General features: G+C 60.3%; 15 protein-coding genes. 8 read left to right on the top strand and 7 right to left on the bottom strand.

The annotated features are described in order from the left end of the window. The first annotated feature begins 40 nt into the window (after positions 1-40). From J2X66_RS05055 to fdhA, 3 genes are all read left to right on the top strand, one after another. Positions 41-673 (top strand): sarcosine oxidase subunit gamma family protein, encoded by a 633-nt coding sequence (locus tag J2X66_RS05055; protein WP_310261716.1) that lies wholly within the window; start codon positions 41-43, stop codon positions 671-673. Between the two features lie 148 nt (positions 674-821). After that, the gene (gene purU, locus J2X66_RS05050; RefSeq protein WP_310261713.1) at positions 822-1,679 is read left to right on the top strand and encodes a formyltetrahydrofolate deformylase; all 858 of its coding nucleotides are present in this window, start codon (positions 822-824) and stop codon (positions 1,677-1,679) included. 123 nt (positions 1,680-1,802) lie between these two features. Further along, positions 1,803-3,002: a formaldehyde dehydrogenase, glutathione-independent gene (gene fdhA, locus J2X66_RS05045; protein WP_007947729.1), complete on the top strand. Its 1,200-nt coding sequence runs from the start codon at positions 1,803-1,805 to the stop codon at positions 3,000-3,002. A gap of 86 nt (positions 3,003-3,088) precedes the next feature. Here the strand turns inward: fdhA and J2X66_RS05040 are convergent, their stop codons facing one another. Then, a complete protein-coding gene (locus J2X66_RS05040; RefSeq protein WP_310261708.1) occupies positions 3,089-3,301 on the bottom strand; it encodes a cold-shock protein in 213 nt (70 codons plus the stop codon). Positions 3,302-3,337: 36 nt separating this feature from the next. Further along, positions 3,338-3,562 carry a hypothetical protein gene (locus J2X66_RS05035; protein WP_310261706.1) on the bottom strand — a complete coding sequence of 75 codons (225 nt, stop codon included), beginning with the start codon at positions 3,560-3,562 and terminating at the stop codon, positions 3,338-3,340. A gap of 322 nt (positions 3,563-3,884) precedes the next feature. Here J2X66_RS05035 and J2X66_RS05030 point away from each other — a divergent pair, with 322 nt between their 5' ends. Continuing rightward, positions 3,885-4,442: a DUF2780 domain-containing protein gene (locus tag J2X66_RS05030; RefSeq protein ID WP_310261703.1), complete on the top strand. Its 558-nt coding sequence runs from the start codon at positions 3,885-3,887 to the stop codon at positions 4,440-4,442. 1 nt (position 4,443) lies between these two features. Here the strand turns inward: J2X66_RS05030 and J2X66_RS05025 are convergent, their stop codons facing one another. Further along, positions 4,444-5,331, bottom strand: a complete 888-nt coding sequence (locus J2X66_RS05025) for an acyltransferase (RefSeq protein WP_310261698.1) — start codon at positions 5,329-5,331, stop codon at positions 4,444-4,446. A gap of 191 nt (positions 5,332-5,522) precedes the next feature. On the opposite strand from J2X66_RS05025, the gene J2X66_RS05020 reads away from it, so the two are divergent. The 4 genes from J2X66_RS05020 to creD all read left to right on the top strand — a co-directional run bounded on the left by J2X66_RS05020 (position 5,523) and on the right by creD (position 9,682). After that, the gene (locus J2X66_RS05020) at positions 5,523-6,029 is read left to right on the top strand and encodes an ATP-dependent zinc protease (RefSeq protein ID WP_027926673.1); all 507 of its coding nucleotides are present in this window, start codon (positions 5,523-5,525) and stop codon (positions 6,027-6,029) included. A gap of 74 nt (positions 6,030-6,103) precedes the next feature. Continuing rightward, on the top strand, positions 6,104-6,784 hold the full coding sequence (creB, locus tag J2X66_RS05015; RefSeq protein ID WP_310261694.1) for a two-component system response regulator CreB: 681 nt from the start codon (positions 6,104-6,106) through the stop codon (positions 6,782-6,784). Continuing rightward, a complete protein-coding gene (gene creC / locus J2X66_RS05010; RefSeq protein WP_310261691.1) occupies positions 6,784-8,202 on the top strand; it encodes a two-component system sensor histidine kinase CreC in 1,419 nt (472 codons plus the stop codon). The genes creB and creC overlap by 1 nt, the downstream gene beginning before the upstream one ends. A 109-nt stretch (positions 8,203-8,311) precedes the next feature. Beyond that, a complete protein-coding gene (gene creD, locus J2X66_RS05005; RefSeq protein ID WP_310261688.1) occupies positions 8,312-9,682 on the top strand; it encodes a cell envelope integrity protein CreD in 1,371 nt (456 codons plus the stop codon). 211 nt (positions 9,683-9,893) lie between these two features. Here the strand turns inward: creD and J2X66_RS05000 are convergent, their stop codons facing one another. The 4 genes from J2X66_RS05000 to J2X66_RS04985 all read right to left on the bottom strand — a co-directional run bounded on the left by J2X66_RS05000 (position 9,894) and on the right by J2X66_RS04985 (position 14,489). Next, entirely contained in the window at positions 9,894-10,523 is a 630-nt protein-coding gene (locus J2X66_RS05000; protein WP_310261685.1) for a glutathione S-transferase, read from the bottom strand. 159 nt (positions 10,524-10,682) lie between these two features. Next, on the bottom strand, positions 10,683-10,862 hold the full coding sequence (locus tag J2X66_RS04995; RefSeq protein ID WP_310261682.1) for a hypothetical protein: 180 nt from the start codon (positions 10,860-10,862) through the stop codon (positions 10,683-10,685). Further along, positions 10,859-11,989: a PepSY-associated TM helix domain-containing protein gene (locus J2X66_RS04990; RefSeq protein ID WP_310261678.1), complete on the bottom strand. Its 1,131-nt coding sequence runs from the start codon at positions 11,987-11,989 to the stop codon at positions 10,859-10,861. Before J2X66_RS04990 ends, J2X66_RS04995 begins: the two co-directional genes overlap by 4 nt. Positions 11,990-12,062: 73 nt before the next feature. Next, positions 12,063-14,489, bottom strand: a complete 2,427-nt coding sequence (locus J2X66_RS04985; protein WP_310261675.1) for a TonB-dependent siderophore receptor — start codon at positions 14,487-14,489, stop codon at positions 12,063-12,065. Positions 14,490-14,551 lie beyond the last annotated feature (62 nt).

The following is a 14,551-nucleotide window of genomic DNA, read 5'->3' as shown; positions in this document are numbered from 1 at the left end:
ACGCAGAGCGTGGGAACGATCAACAAAAGAAAGGTGCTTTATGACCGCAGCCAATGTTTACCAACAACGCCCAACCACCGGGGCCAAGGCCGAGTCGTCGCTGCATCATGCCGACCTCGCCAGCCTGGCGGGCAAGGGCCGCAAAAACGCCGGCGTGACCGTGCGTGAGAAAAAACTCCTCGGCCACCTGACCATCCGTGGCGATGGCCATGATGCTGCGTTTGCCGCCGGCGTCCACAAGGCGCTTGGCATCGAATTGCCGGGTGCGCTGACCGTCGTCATCAAAGGCGAAACCAGCCTGCAATGGATGGGGCCGGATGAGTGGCTGCTGATCGTGCCGAGCGGTGAAGAATTTGCCGCCGAGCAAAAACTGCGTGAAGCGCTGGGCGACCTGCACATCGCAATCACCAACGTCAGCGGCGGCCAGCAGATCCTCGAACTGAGCGGCCCGAACGTGCGCCAGGTGCTGATGAAATCCACCAGTTACGACGTGCACCCCAACAGCTTCCCGGTGGGCAAGGCCGTGGGCACGGTGTTCGCCAAGTCGCAACTGGTGATCCGCCATACCGCTGAAGACACCTGGGAACTGCTGATCCGCCGCAGCTTCTCGGATTACTGGTGGTTGTGGTTGCAGGATGCGGCCGCCGAATACGGCCTGAGCGTCCAGGCGTAATGATCGTTCCCACGTCGAGGCGTCGAACCGTCCGCGTGGGAATGCATCCCGGGACGCTCCGCGTCCCAAAGCGGACGCAGAGCGTCCATGGCGGCGTTCCCACGCAGAGCGTGGGAACGATCAGTTTCGCTACAGGAGTCACCGCACTATGAGCCGCGCCCCAGACACATGGATTCTGACCGCCGACTGCCCCAGCGTCCTCGGCACCGTGGACGCGGTGACCCGCTTTCTGTTCGAGCAGGGCTGCTACGTCACCGAGCACCATTCCTTCGATGACCGGCTCTCGGGCCGCTTCTTCATTCGCGTGGAATTCCGTCAACCGGACGGCTTCAACGAACAAGACTTCCGAGCCGGACTGGAAGAACGTGGCAAAGCCTTCGGCATGGTCTTCGAACTGACACCACCGAACTATCGGCCAAAAGTGGTGATCATGGTTTCCAAGGCCGATCACTGCCTCAACGATTTGCTCTACCGCCAGCGCATCGGCCAGTTGTCGATGGACGTGGCCGCCGTGGTCTCCAACCACCCGGACCTCAAGCCGCTGGCCGACTGGCACCAGATTCCGTACTACCACTTCCCGCTGGACCCCAACGACAAGCCGTCGCAGGAGCGTCAGGTGTGGCAGGTGATCGAAGAGTCCGGCGCCGAACTGGTGATTCTTGCGCGCTACATGCAAGTCCTGTCGCCAGAGCTGTGCCGCAAACTCGACGGCAAGGCGATCAACATCCATCACTCCCTGCTGCCCGGTTTCAAGGGCGCCAAGCCGTATCACCAGGCCTACAACAAGGGCGTGAAACTGGTCGGTGCCACGGCGCATTACATCAACAACGACCTGGACGAGGGGCCGATCATCGCCCAGGGCGTGGAGGCGGTGGACCACAGTCATTACCCGGAAGACCTGATCGCCAAGGGGCGCGATATTGAAGGGCTGACGTTGGCGCGGGCCGTCGGGTATCACATTGAACGACGGGTTTTCCTCAACGCCAATCGCACGGTCGTTCTCTAGATCGCTTTCGCGAGCAGGCCCAATCAGACAACACAAGACACACAGGCAATAACCCGAGCAATCAACGCGCCGCCGCTCCATGGCGACGCGACCGCTACATAAAAACAACAGCGAGGTGAAAGCATGTCTGGCAATCGTGGTGTGGTGTATCTCGGCAATGGCAAAGTCGAAATACAGAAAATCGACTATCCGAAAATGCAGGACCCGCGCGGCAGGAAGATTAACCACGCTGTCATCCTGCGTGTGGTTTCTACCAACATCTGTGGTTCCGACCAGCACATGGTGCGCGGCCGTACCACCGCTCAGACCGGTCTGGTGCTCGGCCACGAGATCACCGGCGAAGTCATCGAGAAGGGCAGCGACGTCGAAAACCTGCAAATCGGTGATCTGGTGTCCGTACCGTTCAACGTCGCTTGCGGGCGCTGCCGTTCCTGCAAAGAGATGCACACCGGTGTCTGCCTCAGCGTCAACCCGGCCCGTCCGGGCGGTGCTTATGGTTATGTCGACATGGGCGACTGGACCGGCGGCCAGGCCGAATACGCGATGGTGCCGTACGCCGACTTCAACCTGCTGAAACTGCCGGATCGCGATCGCGCGATGGAAAAAATCCGCGACCTGACCTGCCTCTCCGACATCCTGCCAACCGGCTACCACGGCGCCGTGACGGCGGGTGTTGGCCCAGGCAGCACCGTGTACATCGCGGGTGCCGGTCCAGTTGGCCTGGCCGCAGCCGCTTCCGCTCGCCTGTTGGGCGCGGCCGTGGTGATCATCGGTGACGTCAACACCGTGCGCCTGGCGCACGCCAAGGCACAGGGTTTCGAAATCGCCGACCTGTCCCTGGACACCCCGCTGCACGAACAAATCGCTGCGCTGCTGGGCGAGCCGGAAGTGGATTGCGCCGTCGACGCCGTAGGCTTCGAAGCGCGTGGCCACGGCCATGATGGCGTGAAACACGAGGCCCCGGCCACCGTGCTCAACTCGCTGATGGGTGTGGTTCGTGTCGCCGGTAAAATCGGTATCCCAGGCCTCTACGTGACTGAAGACCCAGGTGCGGTAGATGCTGCTGCGAAAATGGGCAGCCTGAGCATTCGCTTTGGTCTGGGCTGGGCCAAATCCCACAGCTTCCACACCGGCCAGACGCCAGTGATGAAGTACAACCGCCAACTGATGCAGGCGATTATGTGGGACCGCATTCACATTGCCGACATCGTTGGCGTGGAAGTCATCAGCCTGGATGACGCGCCACGTGGTTACGGCGAGTTCGATGCGGGTGTGCCGAAGAAGTTTGTGATCGATCCGCACAAGCTGTTCAGCGCGGCGTAAGCGATGAGGCAATAAAAAAACGGCGACTATCGGTCGCCGTTTTTCACATTGGTTCCAGACTTCCGGGAAGTCCGTTCAACGCTTCACTACTCGGGCCGTACTTCCTTGGCCTCCATTCCTTTCTGTCCTTTTTCGGCGACATAAGAAACGGTCTGCCCCTCTTTGAGCGATTTGAAACCGTCGCTCACGATTGATTTGAAATGAACGAAAAGATCATCGCCTCCACCCTGTGGGGTAATAAAGCCAAAACCTTTTTCATCGTTGAACCATTTGACGGTACCTGTAGTTCTGCCTGACATGTTCGTGCTTCCCGCTTCGATTGATTGATTGACGCATTACAAAAGCTCAGAGAACCGGGCCGGTCTGGCTATGTCCTCGTCCTGAGCCAGTCTGATGTCGACTGCATAAAACTGGCCGTTATCACCACGCACAAGGTCATAGGTCACCTTTTGCCCCGCCTTGATATGTTTGATGATCGGATCGTCCGGGCTGATGCAGAAGATGATCGGCGGCCTATCCGGGTCAAGCAGTTCGTTGCGCTGTACGCATTGCTTTTCCATCGCCGTATCTCCCATTCAAATGGCGGACGCCTGCCTCTCGCTGTTTCCGAGTTATTGATGCAATACCACCGTATTACAGTTCCGATGGCTCGATAACTGCCATATCTGACAGGTTTTGTAATTCGTTCGGCATCAGCGGTGATCGTTTTATGATGATGAGAAATAACGGAAGAATTATTTGGGTGAGCGCGCCTTACGTTTCCTTCACGAACAGGATGCGAATATCCAGGTTCACGCCGGAACATGCTGCCGCCTGCCCGGTCAAATCGGCAGTTTGATCGCCTGTATTCGGGCGGTGTTCATGCCACAAGAGGATGTCTGAATGAAGATTTCACGCGGTTTTGCCCTGGCATCGCTCCTGACCCTGGCGGCAGGGCCGGTGTTTGCCGGTTTCAGTTTGAATGACGTGGCCGGTGCTGTGTCGGGTATGCAGGGCGGGGACAAGGCTGCCGCCGCGGCGCCGACGTCGGAAACCGCCGGTCTGTTGAGTGCCTTGAGCGCGCTGAACGTCACGCCGCAGCAAGCGGTCGGCGGCACCAGTGCCATGCTGGGGCTGGCGAAAAATCAGCTCAGCAACACGGACTATTCCGAGCTGGCCAAGGAAGTGCCGGGCATCGACAAGCTGTCGGGCGGCGCAGGTAATTTGGCGGCGTTGAGCGGTTTGCTCGGCTCGTCGGGCAAGTCCGCCGGGCTGGAAAATGCGCTGGGTAACGTCAAGGACACCAATGACCTGAACAACGCCTTCGGTGCGCTGGGCATGGACAGCGGCATGATCGGCCAGTTTGCCCCGATCCTCCTGCAATACCTCGGTCAGCAGGGTGTCGGCGGTTCGCTGCTGCAAAGCCTGGGCAGCATCTGGGGCACCGGCACCAGCGGTTGACTCAGCGGCGCTCGCCCCTGAGTTCGGCGATGCGCTGATCCTTGAGGGTCCAGAGCTGGTTGACCCAGTTCTGGACCTTCTCGCGAAACGCCGGATCGTTTTCGTAATCACCCTGCCACAGGGCCGGATCCAGCTCGCGGGTCTGGATGTCGATGATCACGCGCGGCACGTTGCCGCTGATCAGGTCCCAGAACCCCGGAATCTTCTGCTGTGGATAAACCACGGTCACATCGAGAATCGCGTCCAGCTGTTGGCCCATCGCCGCCAGAACGAACGCCACGCCGCCCGCCTTGGGCTTGAGCAGGTGGCTGAACGGCGACTGCTGCTGAGTGCTTTTGGCTGCGGTGTAACGCGTGCCTTCCAGATAGTTCACCACCGTCACCGGCTGACGCTTGAACAACTCGCACGCCGCTTTGGTGATCTCCAGATCCTTGCCGGCCAGCTCCGGGTGCTTGGCCAGGTAGGCCTTGGTGTAGCGCTTCATGAACGGGTAATCCAGCGCCCACCAGGCCAGCCCCAGAAACGGCACCCAGATCAGCTCTTTCTTGAGGAAGAACTTGAAGAATGGCGTGCGCCGGTTGAGGGTCTGGATCAACGCCGGGATATCAACCCAGGATTGATGGTTGCTGATCACCAGGTAAGACGTGTCGACGCGCAGGCCTTCGCCGCCGCGGATGTCCCAGCGGGTCGGGATGCACAGACGAAAGATCAGCTTGTCGATTTCCGCCCAAGTCTCGGCGATCCACATCACCGCCCACGAGGCGTAGTCGCGATAGCGGCCGGGCAGGACCAGTTTGAGCAGGGCAAACACCATCAGCGGCCCGATCAGGACCAGGGTGTTGAGCAACAGCAGCAGGGTGACGAAACAGCCGGTGAGCAGGCGGCGCATAAGTAACTCTTGGAAGCATTTGGGCGCGACATGATAAGCAGCTTCGGGCGTGAGGCCAAATCGGGGGTGACGAATGTTTCACCTTTGGGGCGTTAATCTTGCGACACGCTCGTTCCCACGCAGAGCGTGGGAACGATCTACTCGACAACGGTCTAAAATCCCGCTGCCCACTCCTTATGGATGCCCATTACGTGAAATCGATCCTCGCACTGCTTTCCCTGGTGGCCCTGCCAGTCCTGGCCGCCGAGCCGACCCTGTACGGGCGTTACGAATACATCGCGCTGCCGGAAATCGGCGGCGAAGTGCTCAAGGCCAAGATGGACACCGGTGCCCTGACCGCGTCGCTGTCGGCCAAGGACATCGAAACCTTCACCCGCGACGGAGAAGACTGGGTCCGTTTCCGTCTCGCCACCAAGGACGCCAGCAACAAGGTCTACGAACACAAGGTCGCGCGGATCAGCAAGATCAAGACCCGTTCCGAAGAAGAGGACGATGACAAGGAAGCGACCGAGCCCACCAAGCGTCCAGTAGTCGATCTGGAGCTGTGCCTGGGCAACGTCAAGCGCACCGTCGAGGTCAACCTGACCGACCGCAGCAGCTTCAACTACCCTTTGCTGATCGGCGCCAAAGCCTTGCGTGAATTCGGCGCGGCGGTGAACCCTGCACGCCGTTTTACCGCCGACAAACCCGACTGCTGAATTCAAGTGGTCTCATTGACGTGACGTGAGCCTTGGGGCACCGTTCGCCCACTTCATAACCGGGCCAGGACGCCATGCCTCATATCTTGATTGTCGAAGACGAAGCGGCGATTGCCGACACCCTGGTTTTCGCGTTACAGGGTGAAGGCTTCTCCACGACCTGGCTGAGCCTGGGCGCGGCAGCGCTGGATCATCAGCGTGCCATGCCAGCCGATTTGATCATTCTCGACATTGGTTTGCCCGACATCAGTGGCTTCGAGACCTGCAAGCAATTGCGCCGTTTCAGCGAAGTGCCGGTGATCTTTCTCAGTGCCCGCGATGCCGAAATCGATCGTGTGGTGGGCCTGGAAATCGGTGCCGACGATTATGTGATCAAGCCGTTCAGTCCGCGAGAAGTGGCCGCTCGGGTCCGGGCCATTCTCAAACGCATGGCGCCAAGGACGGTGGCCGAATCCTCATCGACGTTGTTTCGGATCGACAACGAACGGGTGCAAATCAGCTATCGCGGTCAATCGCTGAGCCTGACCCGTCACGAATTCCGCCTGCTGCAATGCCTGCTGGAGCAACCCGAGCGGGTGTTCAGTCGCGAGCAGTTGCTGGATGCGCTGGGCATCGCTGCCGATGCCGGTTACGAGCGCAGCATCGACAGCCACATCAAGAGCGTGCGCGCCAAACTGCGTCTGGTACGGGCGGATGCCGAGCCGATCCAGACCCATCGCGGCCTCGGCTACAGCTACAGCCCGGGGCACAGCTGATGCCGCTGGGGATCCGGATTTTCCTGGTCTACGTGCTGTTTATCGGCCTGACCGGTTACTTCGTGCTCAACACCGTGATGGAAGAAATCCGCCCCGGTGTGCGCCAGTCCACCGAAGAAACCCTGGTCGACACGGCCAACCTGATGGCCGAAATCCTGCGCGACGACTTCAAGGCCGGGACCCTCAACCAGCATCGCTGGCCCGAGTTGCTCCAGGCCTACGGCGAGCGGCAACCGAAGGCAAACATCTGGGGCTTGCCGAAGAATCAGGTCAATCATCGCATCTACGTCACCGACGCCAAAGGCAGGGTGGTGCTGGACTCCAGCGGGACGGCGGTGGGGCAGGATTACTCGCGCTGGAACGACGTGTACCTGACCCTGCGCGGCGAATACGGCGCCCGCTCCACGCGCAGCGACCCGAACGATGCCAACTCTTCGGTGATGCACGTCGGCGCACCGATCCGGGACAACGGCCAGATCATCGGCGTGGTCACCGTGGCCAAGCCCAACAGCTCGTTGCAACCTTACGTCGATCGCACCGAACGGCGATTGCTGGCCTATGGCGCCGGGCTGATCGGCCTTGGCCTGTTGTTCGGTGCGTTGTTGTCGTGGTGGTTGAGCGCGGCACTGCGCCGGTTGACCGTGTATGCGCAAGCGGTGAGTGACGGCCGACGGGTGGAGGTGCCGCATTATCGCGGCGGAGAGCTGGAGCAACTGGCGACAGCGGTGGAGCACATGCGCACGCAGCTCGAAGGCAAGGACTACGTCGAGCGTTATGTGCACACGCTGACCCATGAGTTGAAGAGCCCGTTGGCGGCGATTCGCGGGGCAGCGGAATTGCTGCAAGGCGAGATGCCGTTGGCGCAGCAGCAGCGGTTCGTCAGCAATATCGATAGCGAAAGTGTGCGGATGCAGCAGTTGATTGAGCGGCTGCTGAACCTGGCTCAAGTCGAACAGCGGCAAAATCTGGAGGAACGAGTAGCGGTGCCGTTGGCCGGGTTGGTGGATGAAGTGTTGAAGGCTCAGACGGCTCGGATCGAGGGTAAGCAGTTGCGTGTGGAGCAACGGATTTCGGCGGACCTGACGCTAACCGGTGAGCCGTTTCTATTGCGTCAGGCGTTGGGGAATTTGTTGGAGAATGCGCTGGATTTCACCCCGGTTCAGGGTGTGCTGCGTTTTAGCGCCGAGCGTATTGGGGAGTGGATTGAGTTCAGGCTGTTTAACCAGGCGGAGGCGATTCCTGACTATGCCTTGCCGCGTCTGAGCGAGCGGTTTTACTCATTGCCGCGTCCGGACAGTGGTCGCAAAAGCACTGGGCTGGGGCTTAATTTTGTCGAAGAAGTGGTCCAGTTGCATGGCGGGACATTGAGCATTGGCAATGTTGAGGGCGGCGTTGAAGTCAGGTTGCGCCTGGCTTAAGACCGAGTCGCGAAGGGGCCAGTGCAGTCTCCACATAATCTCCACATTCGCCCCATAAATCCCCCACACAGCCCTCCCAGACTCTCCCCATCCAAACAAGGAGAGTCCCATGAACCGCAGCCTGACCCTAAAACTCGGGGCCATTGCCCTTTTGATTGTGCTTTTGCTCATTCCATTGCTGATGATCAACGGCATCATCCAGGACCGCCAGCAACGGCGTGACGGTGTACTCGAAGACATCGCCCGCAGCGCAAGCTTCAGCCAGCAACTGAGCGGCCCGTTGATGGTGGTGCCGTATCGCAAAGTGGTGCGCACCTGGAAGCTCAACGAGAAAACCAACCAGCGTTACCAGGACGTTGGTGAAGAGCGCGGTCGTTTGTACTTCCTGCCAGAGCGTTTCGAGCTCGATGGCCAGATCCAGACCGAACTGCGCTCGCGAGGTATTTACGAGGCCCGTCTGTTCCACGCAGAAAACCACATCAGCGGGCATTTCTCGGTGCCGGCGCAATGGGGCATCAAGGAAGATTTCGCGGATTACCAGTTCGACCAGCCATTTCTGGCAGTGGGCATCAGCGACATTCGCGGCATCGAAAATGCGTTGAAACTGGACCTGAATGGCCAGACGCTGGACTTCGTTCCGGGCAGTCAGGTGGGGTGGCTGGGGGAGGGCGTACACGTAACGCTGCCGGCGCTGGACACAAAGCAAGTCACGAAACTGGCCTTCGGTTTTGACCTGCGGTTGCAGGGCACCGGGCAGTTGCAGATTCTGCCGGTGGGCAAGACCAGCAACGTCTCGCTGAGCGCGAACTGGCCGCATCCGAGCTTCATCGGCAACTACCTGCCGGCCCAGCGCGAAGTCACTGATCAGGGATTTACGGCGAATTGGCAGACCTCGTTCTTCTCCACCAACCTGCAGGAAGCGCTGAGCAGTTGTGTGTCCGGCGGTGGTTGCGAGGCGTATAACGGGCGCAGCTTCGGCGTGAGCTTTATCGATCCGGTGGATCAATATCTGAAGAGTGATCGGGCGATCAAATACGCCTTGCTGTTTATCATCCTGACCTTCGCCGGGTTCTTCCTGTTCGAAGTGCTGAAAAGCCTGGCGGTGCACCCGGTGCAATACGCGTTGGTCGGCGTGGCTTTGGCGTTCTTCTATCTGTTGTTGCTGTCGCTGTCCGAGCACATTGGTTTTGCCCTGGCGTATCTGTTGTCGTCGGCAAGCTGTGTGTTCTTGATCGGGTTCTATGTCTGCCATGTGCTGCGCAGCGTGCGCCATGGCTTGAGTTTTTCGGCGGGGTTGGCGGCGTTGTACGGCTTGCTCTATGGCTTGCTGAGTGCCGAAGATTACGCCTTGCTGATGGGCTCGTTGTTGCTGTTCGGGTTGCTCGGGGTGTTCATGGTGCTGACCCGCAAGCTGGACTGGTACGGGATCGGGCAGAAGAGCACCAAGCCGATGGTGTTTGATCTGGGGGCGGTGGAATGAGCCGGTCGATTGGGTTGCGGGAGGATCAGCGGGTAGGGGAGGTTTTGGCGACGCTGATATTCGCGTTGTTTCCTTCGGATTCGGTGTGGTGCCTTCGCGAGCAAGCCTGCTCCCATACTAGATCTCCAGAGGACATAAAAAATACGAACACTGCAGATCAAATGTGGGAGCGGGCCTGCTCGCGAAGGGGCCAGGACAGTCAGCGAAGATTTTAGACCTTGGGCATCGTCGCCAACATCGAAGGCCGCTGACTTACCTCGAAATACCACGCCGCCAACTGCGGATTTGGCTCGCGCCATTCCAGATCCGGATGGCGCAAGTCGATGTAGCCCAGCGCACAGGCGACGCTGATCGCCGCGACATCGAAATGGCTGGTCAGCTCGGCAATCGCGTCTTTTTCCAGCACCGCCAAGCCGCGACGAATCTTGTCGCGCTGGGCATCCAGATACTCGTCCCAGTGCTTCTGCGGGTCGCGCAGGACCATTTCGTAACGAACCAACACCGACGCGTCCATGATCCCGTCGGCCAGGGAGGCCAGGGTCAGGCGCCGCCAGCGGGCCGAGCCTTCGCGCGGAATCAGCGGGTTGCCGACGTGCTGGTGATCGAGGTAATCGAGGATTACCCGGCTGTCATGGATGACATTGCCGTCGGCCAGGCGCAGGGCGGGAATTTTGCCCAGCGGGTTGTCTTCGTTGAGTGACGGGTCCGGGTTGACCGGCGTGAGCACACAGTCCTGCAACGCCACGCGGCCGGTCTGACCGGTCTCGTGCAGCAGCACCATGACTTTACGAACGAAGGGCGATAGCGAGTTGTGGTACAGGGTCATGCTGGGGGCGGACATGGCAACGTCTCGGTCGGTGGCAGTGTCGGGCAGCATAGCGCGTTGACCCGATAGCTCAAGGTCGAAACCTGTAGGAGTGAGCCTGCTCGAGATGTCGGCAACGCGGTCTTTCAGGAAACCGAGGTGATCCCATCGCGAGCAGGCTCGCTCTTGCATAGTTCAGTGGCGTTGCAGCAGGCCGCGCAGGGCGAAGAAGGCGGGCACGCCCAGGCCGAGCCAGCTCAGGGCGTCCCACACGCCATCACCCAACAGCGCTGCGAACAATCCGGCAGCGCTGAGCAAGGCGATGAACGCGGGTGTGCCGAAGACCCTCCAGAAGTTCGATTGCCTGCGCTTCATGCATGGGCCTCGGCAGGTTCGAGCACAGGTTTTGCCGCTTTGCGCCGCACCACCCACAGGTAAACCCCGCTACCGAGCACGATGAGGGTCAGCACGTCGAGGGTCGCCCACAGGATCTTCATGGGCAGGCCGCCGTAGTCGCCAAAGTGCAGGGGCTGCGACATGCCCATGGCGTCCATGTACCACGGTCGTTCTGCCACCGCGGTGACTTGCAGCGTGGTGGCGTCGATCAGCACCGGTGTCAGCAAGTGCGACGTCAAGTGGGTGCTGCCTTTCATGAACACCGCGTAATGGTGTTCGCTGGAAAACCGCGTGCCAGGGAAGGCGATGAAATCGGGCGTCATGTCCGGTGCCACCTCCTCGGCGATGTCGAGCAGACGGCTCGCCGGTGCGAGGTGCGTCAGTGGTGGCGCGTCGCGATACGGCGCGACCATCGCGCTCAGGCTGTCGTTGCGCCAGGCAGCAATCATCAGGTCGGCACAGGCGCTGATCACGCCTGTCACGCCGACGACCAGCGCCCAGGTCAGTGTGACCACACCAATCAGGTTGTGCAGATCCAGCCAACGCAAGCGGGTGGATTTGTCCTGGCGCACGGTGGCGAACTTCAAGCGACGCATAAACGGTAAATACAGCACCGTCCCGGAAATGATGGCCGCCACAAACATCAACCCCATGAACGCCAGCAGCAACTTGCCCGGCAGACCGGCAAACATGTCCACGTGCAGGCGCAGCATGACCATCATGAAACCGCCATTGGCCGAGGGCATTTCCACGGCTTCACCGGTGCGGGCATCGAGCATGAAGGTGTGCGAGGCGTTCGGCTCGGTGCCGGCGGTTGCCGCCATGATTGTAACGGCGCCGTTGGGCTCGTCGTCCTCAAAACCGAAATACTGCATGACTTCGCCGGGGCGGTGCTTTTCAGCCGCCTGCACCAACTGCTGCAAGTCCAGCCTCGGCGTGTCCGCCGGCATCGATTTCAACTCGGCGGCATCGCCCAGCAGATGGTCGATCTCGTGGTGGAAAATCAACGGCAACCCGGTCAATGCCAGCATCAGCAGGAAGACCGTGCAGATCAGGCTGGTCCAGGTGTGGACGAAGGACCAGCGGCGAATTGTTTTACTTTTCATTTCCAGGCCTTCAGAAATACCAAAGCCGCCCTGAAGAGGACGGCCTGGTTGTGGGGCATGTCAGGTCAGACGATTACCACTTGTAGGTTGCACTGGCGACGACGCTGCGCTGGTCGCCGTAGTAGCAGTAGAAACTGTCGCACGTGGAGATGTAGTCCTTGTCGAACAGGTTCGTAGCGTTCAGGGCCAGGGACGCACCTTTCAGGGTGTTGTCCAGGCGGCCGAGGTCGTAATGAACGGCGGCGTCGAACACGGTGTAGGCATCTGCCTTGCCCAGTTCGGTGTTGGCCTGGTCGCCGTAGGTATTGCCGGTGTAACGAACGCCGGCGCCTACGCCGAAGCCGTCCAGCATGCCGTTGTGCCAGGTGTAGTCAGTCCACAGCGAGGCCTGTTGGTTAGGCATCAGTTGCAGGCGATTGCCTTTGAAGTCGCCATCCTGCACTTCGGATTTGGCCAGGGTGTACGCGGCGATGAGCTTGAGGTTTTCGGTCACGTCGGAGACCGCTTCCAGTTCCAGGCCTTTGACTTTGACTTCACCGGTCTGGCTGGTGATTGGCGTGGCGCCGACGGTGGTGGTGACCGAGACGTTTTTCTGGGTCAGGTCGTAGATTGCAGCGGTCAGCAGGGTATTGCTGCCGGGCGGCTGGTACTTGATGCCCAGTTCCCACTGTTTGCCTTCGGTGGGTTTGAACGATTCAGTGGACGAGGCCGCTGCACCGGTGGTCGGCTGGAAGGATTCGGCGTACGACAGGTACGGCACAAAGCCCGAATCAAACACATAGCTGATCGCCGCGTTGCCGCTGAAATTCTTGTCGCGCTCGGTGTTGGTGGCATCGCCCTTGTTGAAGAACTTGGTGCCAGTGTGCACCCAGTCTTCACGGCCGCCGAGGGTCAGGCGCCATTGATCGAGGGCCATTTGGTCCTGCACGTACAGGCCGGTCTGATAGGTCTTCTGATCATAGTCGTAGAACGCGGTGGAACGGTCCGGACGCTCGATCGGCAAGCCATGGATCGGGTTGTTGACGTTGATCGGCGGTGCGCTGCCGAAAATGGAGAGGTAGTTGGTGTTGCTGCGCTGGTGATCGAGACCCAGCAGCACGGTGTGATTCACTTCCCCGGTGGCGAAGTCGGCCTGGAAGTTGTTGTCCACGGCGAACTGACTGATGTCTTCTTCGACGCTGGTGGTGGAGCGGCCCACGTTGCCGGCGTCATCCACCTGGGTGAACGGATACGAGCCAACGGTGACGGCCTGGAACGACAGGTCCGACTTGGTGTAACGCAGGTTCTGCCGGAATTGCCAGACGTCGTTCAGGCGATGTTCGAACGCATAGCCCAGCGCGTAGTAGGTGCGGTCGTAGTATTCCCAGTCCGGATCACCGAGGTTCTTGTGATGGGAAATATCACCGAACGGCATGTCGATTTTGGTGCCTTGCACCGGCAGGAACTGGCTGGTGATGCCGGTATCGTCACGGGTGAACTGGGTCAGCAGGGTGAACCGGGTGTCTTCGTCGATATTCCAGGTCAGGCTCGGCGCGATGTTGTAGCGCTTGTCCTCGACGTGGTCGATCTGCGTATCGCTGTCGCGCACCACGCCGCTCAAGCCATAGAGAAACTGGCCTTCGTCATCGATCTTGCCGGTGCTGGCGAAGTTGATCTGGCGATGGTTGTCGCTGCCGTATTGCACCTCGATCTCGTGGCTATCCACTGCTGATGGGCGGCGGCTGACCATGTCCAGCAAGCCGCCCGGCGGGGTCTGGCCGTACACCGAGGACGCCGGGCCGCGCAGCACGGTGAGGCGATCGAGGTTCCAGGTTTCCTGTTTCGGGTTGGCGTACACGCCTTTAGGCAGGGGCAGGCCGTCGAGGAACTGGGTCGGTTCGAAACCACGCACGCGCAACCAGTCGGCGCGGGTGTCGCTACCGTAGCTGCTGGCGGTGGTGCCGGGCATGTAGCGCACGGCGTCATCGAGGTTCTGGACGTTGCGGTCGTCCATTTGCTCGCGAGTCACGACGGAAATCGAGCGCGGTGCTTCGACCAGCGCGGTATCGGTCTTGGTGCCGGCGGCGGTGCGTTTGGCGAGGTAACCGTCTACCGGGCCCCAGGCGCTTTCGGTATTTTCCATACCGATGACCGCGGTTTCCGGCAGGGCCAGCGTGCCCTCGGGAATGGCGACCAGGCTGTAGGTGCCGGCGCTGCTCTGTTCCAGTTGCAGACCGGTGCCGCGCAAGGCTTGACGCAGGGCGGCGGCCGCGTCGAATTGTCCCTTCACCGGCGCCGAGGTCTTGCCTGCGGCCAGGGATGGATTCAGCGACAGCGCCAGGCCGGCCTGGCTGGCGATCTGGTTCAGGGTGCTGGCCAATGGCGCGGCCGGCAGGTTGTAGGCGTGAACACTGGAGGCCTGTTCAGCGGCGATCAGCTGAGTGCTGGCCAGAGGGGCGCAAAGGGCAATGGCGATTGCCAGCAAACTGGGGCGCAACAAGGTGTTCAGCGAACGGGACATACGGCGGCTCCTGAATGGAAACATTTCTCAATTGCTTAGGTGCCGGACGAGAATTGAAAAGT

Source organism: Pseudomonas sp. 3296, from assembly GCF_031456615.1.
GTDB classification, from domain to species: domain Bacteria; phylum Pseudomonadota; class Gammaproteobacteria; order Pseudomonadales; family Pseudomonadaceae; genus Aquipseudomonas; species Aquipseudomonas mucoides.
Note: the sequence above shows the minus strand (reverse complement) of the source record. Positions and strands in the feature narration are given on the sequence as shown.

What these genes read in the sequence shown, in the direction of transcription:
- J2X66_RS05055 (WP_310261716.1), top strand. Translation starts at nt 41, where the DNA reads ATGACCGCAGCCAATGTTTACCAACAACGCCCAACCACCGGGGCCAAG.
- creD (WP_310261688.1), top strand. Translation starts at nt 8,312, where the DNA reads ATGAACCGCAGCCTGACCCTAAAACTCGGGGCCATTGCCCTTTTGATT.
- J2X66_RS04985 (WP_310261675.1), bottom strand. Translation starts at nt 14,489, where the DNA reads ATGTCCCGTTCGCTGAACACCTTGTTGCGCCCCAGTTTGCTGGCAATC.
- J2X66_RS05035 (WP_310261706.1), bottom strand. Translation starts at nt 3,562, where the DNA reads ATGGAAAAGCAATGCGTACAGCGCAACGAACTGCTTGACCCGGATAGG.
- J2X66_RS04995 (WP_310261682.1), bottom strand. Translation starts at nt 10,862, where the DNA reads ATGAAGCGCAGGCAATCGAACTTCTGGAGGGTCTTCGGCACACCCGCG.
- creC (WP_310261691.1), top strand. Translation starts at nt 6,784, where the DNA reads ATGCCGCTGGGGATCCGGATTTTCCTGGTCTACGTGCTGTTTATCGGC.
- J2X66_RS05000 (WP_310261685.1), bottom strand. Translation starts at nt 10,523, where the DNA reads ATGTCCGCCCCCAGCATGACCCTGTACCACAACTCGCTATCGCCCTTC.
- J2X66_RS05025 (WP_310261698.1), bottom strand. Translation starts at nt 5,331, where the DNA reads ATGCGCCGCCTGCTCACCGGCTGTTTCGTCACCCTGCTGCTGTTGCTC.
- J2X66_RS05030 (WP_310261703.1), top strand. Translation starts at nt 3,885, where the DNA reads ATGAAGATTTCACGCGGTTTTGCCCTGGCATCGCTCCTGACCCTGGCG.
- J2X66_RS04990 (WP_310261678.1), bottom strand. Translation starts at nt 11,989, where the DNA reads ATGAAAAGTAAAACAATTCGCCGCTGGTCCTTCGTCCACACCTGGACC.
- J2X66_RS05040 (WP_310261708.1), bottom strand. Translation starts at nt 3,301, where the DNA reads ATGTCAGGCAGAACTACAGGTACCGTCAAATGGTTCAACGATGAAAAA.
- creB (WP_310261694.1), top strand. Translation starts at nt 6,104, where the DNA reads ATGCCTCATATCTTGATTGTCGAAGACGAAGCGGCGATTGCCGACACC.
- purU (WP_310261713.1), top strand. Translation starts at nt 822, where the DNA reads ATGAGCCGCGCCCCAGACACATGGATTCTGACCGCCGACTGCCCCAGC.
- fdhA (WP_007947729.1), top strand. Translation starts at nt 1,803, where the DNA reads ATGTCTGGCAATCGTGGTGTGGTGTATCTCGGCAATGGCAAAGTCGAA.